The sequence below is a fragment of the Pyramidobacter porci genome, from assembly GCF_009695745.1.
GTDB classification, from domain to species: domain Bacteria; phylum Synergistota; class Synergistia; order Synergistales; family Dethiosulfovibrionaceae; genus Pyramidobacter; species Pyramidobacter porci.
This window is the reverse complement of sequence record NZ_VUNH01000013.1, coordinates 63,943-70,427: the sequence shown is the minus strand read 5'-3', so window position 1 is coordinate 70,427 and position 6,485 is coordinate 63,943. Positions and strand designations below refer to the sequence as shown.

The following is a 6,485-nucleotide window of genomic DNA, read 5'->3' as shown; positions in this document are numbered from 1 at the left end:
CGGAGACAACAGCACCTTCGAAGTGGACCTGATCGCGCCCGTGGCGATGAACGAAGGACTTCGCTTCGCCATCCGCGAAGGCGGCCACACCGTCGGCGCCGGCGTCGTCTCTCAGATCCTCGAGTAAATTTTCCTGTGCCTTTAATATAGGAAAGAACTTTTAAAGAAAAAATCCTCCTGCTCTGGCGGCGGGAGGATTTTTCCCGGAATTTTTTTTCACTGAGAGGAGGTGCACGTCATGGCAGACGAGATCGGCCTTACATGCACTGAATGCAAAAACCGCAACTACGTGACCTTCATCAACAAGAAGAACATGGACGGCAAACTTCAGCTGAGCAAGTACTGCAAACACTGCAGAAAACACACCTTGCACAAAGAGAGCAAGTAGTGTATAATTTCTGACTGTCGCAGGTCCGTAGCTCCAATTGGTAGAGCGTCGGTCTCCAAAACCGAGGGTTGAAGGTTCGAATCCTTCCGGGCCTGCCATTACTTTGTTCAAAACAAAAGAATAGGGGGCCAAGGTTGTGGATAAGCTCAAAAACACGCTTCGCGAAGCGCGCGCCGAACTCAACAAGATCACTTGGCCTGGCAAACAGCAAGTCTGGTATTCTACTCTGGTCGTGATCTTTGTAACGCTCCTTGTGGCGACGTATCTCGGAATCGTCGATCTGATCCTGACGGGAGTTTTTTCAAAGATTCTTGGATAGGATCTTTTTGCCGGGCATCCAATTCCATTGCAGGGAGGTTCAGGGGGCCGATGTTTTTCGGGTCCCTTTTTTACTATGACCGAAAAAAAGCATGAATGGTTCACTGTCCAGACCTATTCTGGATATGAAAACAAGGTCAAAGCCAACCTGGATCAGCGGATTGCTTCGATGGGCATGGAGAACAAGATCTTCCGCGTTCTCGTGCCGACGGAAGAACGAGTCGTTGTCAAGGATGGAAAGTCGCGACGCATCTCCCATAAGCTCTTCCCCAGCTACGTGCTGGTGGAGATGATCATGGACGAGCAGTCGTGGTATGTCGTGCGTCATACGCCCGGCGTGACGGGATTCATCGGCGCCGGCAACCATCCGCTGCCGATCACCGACAGCGAGATCGACGAGATTCTCGTCAAGATCGGCGAGAAGGAAGCCGCGCCGGCGCCCAAGGTCGAGATTGACTGCGAGATCGGCGACCGCGTCCGCGTGGCGAGCGGTCCTCTTGCCGGCATGGAGGGCCCCGTGACGGAGATCTCGCCCGGCAAGGGCAAGGTAAAATTCAGCGCCAGCGTCTTCGGACACGACACTGAGATCGAAGTGGATTATGCAGAGCTGGAAAAGCTCTGATAAATAAGTCCGTCGCCGTCTCTTGTACGATGGAAGCGGGCTTCACTAAATCTGCGCATTAGCGAGAGGAGTCTTCAAGTATGGCAAAGAAAGTCATTGGCGTGGTCAAACTCCAGCTGCCCGCTGGCAAAGCCACACCTGCGCCGCCCGTGGGACCCGCGCTTGGCCAGTACGGTGTGAACATCATGGAGTTCGTGAAGCAGTTCAACGCGAAAACAGCGTCTCAGCCGGGGATGATCATCCCCGCCGTGCTGACCGTTTACGCGGATCGAAGCTTCTCCTTCATCCTCAAGACACCGCCTGCAAGCGTGCTGATCCGTAAGGCTGCGGGAATCGAAAAGGGATCGGGCGCGCCGAACAAGAGCAAGGTCGCGAAGCTGACGATGGCCCAGGTCATGGAGATCGCCAAGGTCAAGCTGCCCGACATGAACGCCAACGACGTGGACGCCGCCGCCGCGATGGTGGCCGGCACCGCCCGGTCGATGGGCGTCGACGTCACCGAGTAGCCGCCGCAGGGCGTACCGTGGAAGGCGAAAGCCGTTATCACCACAAGGAGGAAAAAACAATGGCAAAGATTGGCAAGAGACGCGCCGAGCTTCTCAAGAAGCTGGAGCCTCTCAAGGCGTACGGCCTCGAGGAAGGCATCGAACTGGCCCTTTCGGCCGCAAACGCGAAGTTCGACGAGAGCGTGGAGATCCACGTCCGTCTGAACGTCGATCCCCGTCAGGCGGATCAGCAGGTCCGCAGCACTGTGGGCCTGCCCCACGGCACCGGCAGGACGAAGCGCGTCGTGGTCCTGACTTCCACCGACAAGAACGTGGAAGCCCAGGAGGCGGGCGCCGATTACGTCGGCAGCACCGATCTGGTCGACAAGATCAAGGGCGGCTGGATGGACTTCGAAGCCGTCGTCGCCACGCCCGAGATGATGAAGTTCATCGGCCCTCTCGGCAAGGTGCTCGGCCCCCGCGGGCTGATGCCCAGCGCCAAGGCCGGCACGGTCACGGCCAACGTCGGCTCGACCGTCAAGGAGATCAAGGCCGGCCGCGTCGAGTACCGCGTCGACAAGTTCGGCATCCTGCACAACGCCATCGGCAAGGCCAGCTTCGGTAAGGACAAGATCCTCGGGAACATCAAGGCCTATTACGCCGCGGTGCTCAAGTCCCGTCCCGTCGCCGTCAAGGGCGCTTACGTGAAGTCCCTGACGCTGTCCACGAGCATGGGATTGGGCGTGCGCATCGACACCGCCGACGCGGAAAAAATCTGCTTGGTTGCCGCCGAATAAGTTTTTGCCCTTCGTCAACCTCTCGCGAAAGCGAGGGGTTGATTTTTTTTGTCCCGTCGGGTATAATCCACAACTGTGAACTTAAGACAGTGGGTACCTTCGGGTACAAAGGTTTGCCGCCCACCGAGGTTCGGAATGTAAGACGACTTCATGCCGCGCCGCGCGCGCGTATTGTGGCGTTCAATCTTCCCTGCCTGCGGAGGCGGGGAAGATTTTTGTTTGAGGAGGTGAATCGATTTGCCCGCACAGTATAAAGTTGATCAGGTTGCCGAACTGAAAGAGCTGTTCAACGGCGCCGAGGCGGTTTTCGTCGCCGAATACCGCGGTCTGACGGTGGCTCAGGCTTCCGCGCTCCGCAAGGCGATCCGCGCCGCCGGCGGCAAGGCGAAAGTCGCCCGCAACCGGCTTGCCGAGATCGCTCTCGACGAAGTGGGACTGGCCAAGGACGTGAAGATGATGAAGGGGCCCAACCTCTACGTCGTCGCCGCCGACAACAGCCCCGCCGTGGCCAAGGCCATCAAGGACTTCAGCGAAGTGAAGGAAAACGCCGCGTTCGTCATCAAGGGCGGCGTGATGGGAAAGAACCTGCTGGATCTTAACAACGTCAAGGCTCTGGCCTCCATGCCCTCCCGCGAAGAACTTGTCGCCAAGGCGGTCGGCTCCATCGCCAGCCCGCTCCGCGGCCTTGTTACCGTTCTGTCCGGCCTGCCCCGCGGCCTCGTGACCGTTCTGTCCGCGATCGCCGACAAGAAAAAGGAAGCTGCGTAAAAGCAGCGCCGCCGCGCCGCGCGCGCGGACATCAGAAAATCTGGCGGCGTGAGGCCGCCTGAACGAATTTCCCAAGGAGGAAAATTATTATGACCAAAGATGAGATCATTTCCGCGATTGAAAGCATGTCCGTTCTTGACCTGGCCGACCTTGTGAAGGCCCTCGAAGAGAAGTTCGGCGTTTCCGCCGCCGCTCCCGTGATGATGGCCGCCGGCGCCGCCGCTCCGGGCGCCGCCGCTCCCGCCGCCGAGGAGAAGACCGAGTTCGACGTGGTGCTGAAGGAAGTCGGCGCCCAGAAGCTCCAGGTCATCAAAGTCGTCCGCGAAGTCACCGGCCTTGGCCTCAAGGACGCCAAGGATTTTGTCGAGAACCCTGGCAAGCCCATCAAGGAAGGCCTGTCCAAGGAAGACGCCGAAGCTCTCGTCAAGCAGTTCGAAGGCACCGGCGCGACCGTCGTGCTCGCTTAATCGTCCGATACGAAAAAATATGCATGGAAAGAGGGATCCCGCTGCTGGCGTGATCCCTCTTTTTTTGTTATGATGCTGGCGAAACGGCGAGGAGGAATGGTCATGGCACCGGTAATCGACGTGCACGTCCACGTGTATCCCGAACAGTTCGTCAGGGATCAGGAACTGATCTCGAAAAAAGAGCCGCATTTCGATCTGCTCACGCACAACAGAGTCCACCAATGGGGCACGGCGGATCAGCTGATCCAGCGCATGGACGAGACGGGCGTCGATCAGTCGTGGATCTTCGGCTTCGCGTTCCGCGATCCCGGGCTGTGCGCTATCTGCAACGACTACGTGATCGACGCCGTGCGGCGTTATCCGGGGCGGTTGAAGGGCTTCGCCTCGGTCTCGCCGCTGACGCGGGGCTTTGCCGCCGAGGCGGAACGCTGCGCCGACGCCGGGCTGATCGGCGTCGGCGAGCTGTTTCCGCAGGGGCAGAATTTCGACCTCGGCGACCGGCGCCAGACATGGCGGCTGGCCGCCGTGCTGGAGGAGCGCAAGCTTTTGCTCAACGTCCATACGGCCGAGCCGGTAGGGCACGACTACGACGGCAAGGGCAACGTCGGGCCGAAAGAGGCCGCGGCCTTCTGCCTGAACCATCCCGGCGTGAAGGTGATCTTCGCCCATTTCGGCGGCGGCCTCTGGCTGTACGAGACCATGCCGGAGATGAGGCTTGCGCTCAAAAACGCCCGGTACGACACGGCCGCCTGGCCGTTCCTGTACGACGCGCGCGTGCTCGCCGCGGCGAAGGCCGCCGGCGCGCTGGACAAGATGCTGTACGGCACCGACTGGCCAATCCTGGACCGCGAGCGCTTCGCGTCGCGGCTGCAGAGCTGCGGCCTGGACGAGCGGGAAAAAGAGGCGTTCATGGGCGGCGCGGCGGCGCGTCTGCTGGATGAAAGAGAGCGCTGAGCGCGCCGTGGCGGCTCGAGTTTTTTGCGAAACCGAGCTTGACAGGTCCAAAGCATGATGATAGAATTCTCCTCGTGCGAGCGAGGCGGCATACAGGGGCGGTTAGCTCAGCGGAAGAGCGCCTGCCTTACAAGCAGGTGGTCACAGGTTCGATCCCTGTATCGCCCACCATCCAAACGGGGTTGTAGCTCAGTCGGTTAGAGCGTCGGCCTGTCACGCCGAAGGTCGAGAGTTCGAGTCTCTTCAGCCCCGCCATTGCACGGCGAGATAGCTCAGTTGGTAGAGCAGGGGACTGAAAATCCCCGTGTCCCCAGTCCGATTCTGGGTCTCGCCACCATCCGATGCGGAAGTAGCTCAGGGGTAGAGCACAACCTTGCCAAGGTTGGGGTCGCGGGTTCAAATCCCGTCTTCCGCTCCATTTTCGACGTTAAACGGCTGGCGGCATAGCCAAGTGGTAAGGCAGAGGACTGCAAATCCTTTATCCCCAGTTCGAATCTGGGTGCCGCCTCCATAAAAATTCCTCGATAGCTCAGTCGGCAGAGCGGGTGACTGTTAATCACTAGGTCGCAGGTTCAAGTCCTGCTCGAGGAGCCAGAACGTATACGGGCTTTCAGCGCAAGCGCGCTGGAAGCTCGTTTTTTGTGATTCTCCAAAGTTATAAACGAAGAGGGCAGGACATAGCCGTTCAGTCCGCCTCATTTGGGTCGGGGCGGCGGCGTTTTGCCGTCTTTTGTTTAAAAGCGGCGCTCTCCGCGCCGCTCTTGACACGCCGACGGCTTTAAACTAGAATTCCTTATAGGAATAAATATCATAAAATGTTGAGGAGAAAAGATCGTGAAAAAGACGCTCGTTTCAGTTTTGTTCGTCATGTTGTTCTCCGTCCTCGGCGCTTCGGCGGAGGCTTTCGCCGCCGGAAACGGTGCGGAAGAGCGGGTGATCCGCGTGGCCACGCCCGGCAACTACGCGCCCTTTACCATGTACGAAGAGTTGACCCAGGAATGGTCGGGCTTTGAAATCGAGCTGTGGCGGACGATCGGCGAGAAGACCGGCTATCGGATCCAGTTCGTCCATATCGACACGCCGGCCGCCTTTGCCGAGGTCGACCTGGGGCGCGCCGACACCGTGGCAAAACAGATCAGCATCACGCCGGCCCGCCGGCAGAAGTACGAGTTCACGCAGCCTTTCTTCTTCAGCCCTTACTGTTTGACCGTGAGGGAAGACAACAATGAGATCACGTCCTGGAAGGATATGGAAGGCAAGACGCTCGCGCTTCGGGAAGGCAGCGCCATGAAGGAGTTCGTGGCGGCGCTCGATCCCGACAATAAAGTGAAAAAAGCCATCTACGAGTCGGGCAACAGCGCCCTGCACGAAACCGCGATGGGGCGCGTGGACGCCTATCCGTTCGCGTACCTGATCCTGCCCTATCGCCTGAAGAAGAATCCCGAGCTGAAACTGAAATCCGTGGACGTCGACAATCCCATTTACACGGAGGTCAACGCCTATCCATTTCCCCGCACCGAGCGGGGGCAGGCGCTCCTGAAGCTGACGGACGGGGTTTTGACGGAAATGATCGCCGACGGCAGCTATTCCGAACTCTGCAAAAAATGGTTCGGCCTCGACGTGATGGAGACGAAACCGGCGAAGGAGTACCGGCAGAAACGCGCGCAGTAAGACCGCCGCCGTTTT

The 6,485-nt window shown here is 59.0% G+C and carries 10 protein-coding genes, 7 tRNA genes and 1 other annotated feature; all 17 genes read left to right on the top strand.

Annotated elements, in window-relative coordinates:
- Positions 1 to 127: EF-Tu C-terminal domain-related protein (locus FYJ74_RS11130; protein ID WP_456095386.1), on the top strand; the 127-nt coding region annotated here is incomplete at its 5' end.
- 111 nt (positions 128 to 238) lie between these two features.
- Positions 239 to 388: a 50S ribosomal protein L33 gene (rpmG, locus tag FYJ74_RS11125; protein ID WP_154529633.1), complete on the top strand. Its 150-nt coding sequence runs from the start codon at positions 239 to 241 to the stop codon at positions 386 to 388.
- 21 nt (positions 389 to 409) lie between these two features.
- Positions 410 to 486 (top strand) — tRNA-Trp (locus FYJ74_RS11120).
- Positions 487 to 524: 38 nt separating this feature from the next.
- On the top strand, positions 525 to 707 hold the full coding sequence (secE, locus tag FYJ74_RS11115; RefSeq protein ID WP_009165155.1) for a preprotein translocase subunit SecE: 183 nt from the start codon (positions 525 to 527) through the stop codon (positions 705 to 707).
- A gap of 75 nt (positions 708 to 782) precedes the next feature.
- Positions 783 to 1,328 (top strand): transcription termination/antitermination protein NusG, encoded by a 546-nt coding sequence (gene nusG, locus FYJ74_RS11110; RefSeq protein WP_154529632.1) that lies wholly within the window; start codon positions 783 to 785, stop codon positions 1,326 to 1,328.
- Positions 1,329 to 1,408: 80 nt separating this feature from the next.
- Positions 1,409 to 1,834, top strand: coding sequence for a 50S ribosomal protein L11 (gene rplK / locus FYJ74_RS11105; RefSeq protein ID WP_078016863.1), 426 nt, complete (start codon positions 1,409 to 1,411; stop codon positions 1,832 to 1,834).
- Positions 1,835 to 1,893: 59 nt separating this feature from the next.
- Positions 1,894 to 2,610, top strand: a complete 717-nt coding sequence (rplA, locus tag FYJ74_RS11100; RefSeq protein WP_154529631.1) for a 50S ribosomal protein L1 — start codon at positions 1,894 to 1,896, stop codon at positions 2,608 to 2,610.
- Between the two features lie 62 nt (positions 2,611 to 2,672).
- Positions 2,673 to 2,837, top strand: a sequence feature (ribosomal protein L10 leader region).
- Positions 2,838 to 2,847: 10 nt separating this feature from the next.
- Positions 2,848 to 3,378: a 50S ribosomal protein L10 gene (gene rplJ / locus FYJ74_RS11095; protein WP_154529630.1), complete on the top strand. Its 531-nt coding sequence runs from the start codon at positions 2,848 to 2,850 to the stop codon at positions 3,376 to 3,378.
- An 89-nt stretch (positions 3,379 to 3,467) separates the two neighbouring features.
- Positions 3,468 to 3,845, top strand: a complete 378-nt coding sequence (gene rplL / locus FYJ74_RS11090; RefSeq protein WP_009165160.1) for a 50S ribosomal protein L7/L12 — start codon at positions 3,468 to 3,470, stop codon at positions 3,843 to 3,845.
- Positions 3,846 to 3,947: 102 nt separating this feature from the next.
- Positions 3,948 to 4,799 (top strand): amidohydrolase family protein, encoded by an 852-nt coding sequence (locus FYJ74_RS11085; protein ID WP_154529629.1) that lies wholly within the window; start codon positions 3,948 to 3,950, stop codon positions 4,797 to 4,799.
- Positions 4,800 to 4,895: 96 nt separating this feature from the next.
- Positions 4,896 to 4,970: transfer RNA gene (locus FYJ74_RS11080), tRNA-Val, on the top strand.
- A 7-nt stretch (positions 4,971 to 4,977) separates the two neighbouring features.
- Positions 4,978 to 5,054, top strand: a tRNA-Asp gene (locus tag FYJ74_RS11075).
- Between the two features lie 6 nt (positions 5,055 to 5,060).
- Positions 5,061 to 5,136: transfer RNA gene (locus tag FYJ74_RS11070), tRNA-Phe, on the top strand.
- Between the two features lie 6 nt (positions 5,137 to 5,142).
- Positions 5,143 to 5,217 (top strand) — tRNA-Gly (locus tag FYJ74_RS11065).
- Positions 5,218 to 5,236: 19 nt separating this feature from the next.
- Positions 5,237 to 5,310 (top strand) — tRNA-Cys (locus tag FYJ74_RS11060).
- Positions 5,311 to 5,317: 7 nt separating this feature from the next.
- Positions 5,318 to 5,393: transfer RNA gene (locus FYJ74_RS11055), tRNA-Asn, on the top strand.
- Positions 5,394 to 5,633: 240 nt separating this feature from the next.
- A complete protein-coding gene (locus FYJ74_RS11050; RefSeq protein ID WP_326830939.1) occupies positions 5,634 to 6,470 on the top strand; it encodes a transporter substrate-binding domain-containing protein in 837 nt (278 codons plus the stop codon).
- Positions 6,471 to 6,485: the final 15 nt, after the last annotated feature.

Excerpts from the sequence above, each read along its gene's own strand:
- rpmG (WP_154529633.1), top strand. The coding sequence starts at position 239 with ATGGCAGACGAGATCGGCCTTACATGCACTGAATGCAAAAACCGCAAC.
- nusG (WP_154529632.1), top strand. The coding sequence starts at position 783 with ATGACCGAAAAAAAGCATGAATGGTTCACTGTCCAGACCTATTCTGGA.
- rplK (WP_078016863.1), top strand. The coding sequence starts at position 1,409 with ATGGCAAAGAAAGTCATTGGCGTGGTCAAACTCCAGCTGCCCGCTGGC.
- rplA (WP_154529631.1), top strand. The coding sequence starts at position 1,894 with ATGGCAAAGATTGGCAAGAGACGCGCCGAGCTTCTCAAGAAGCTGGAG.
- rplL (WP_009165160.1), top strand. The coding sequence starts at position 3,468 with ATGACCAAAGATGAGATCATTTCCGCGATTGAAAGCATGTCCGTTCTT.
- FYJ74_RS11085 (WP_154529629.1), top strand. The coding sequence starts at position 3,948 with ATGGCACCGGTAATCGACGTGCACGTCCACGTGTATCCCGAACAGTTC.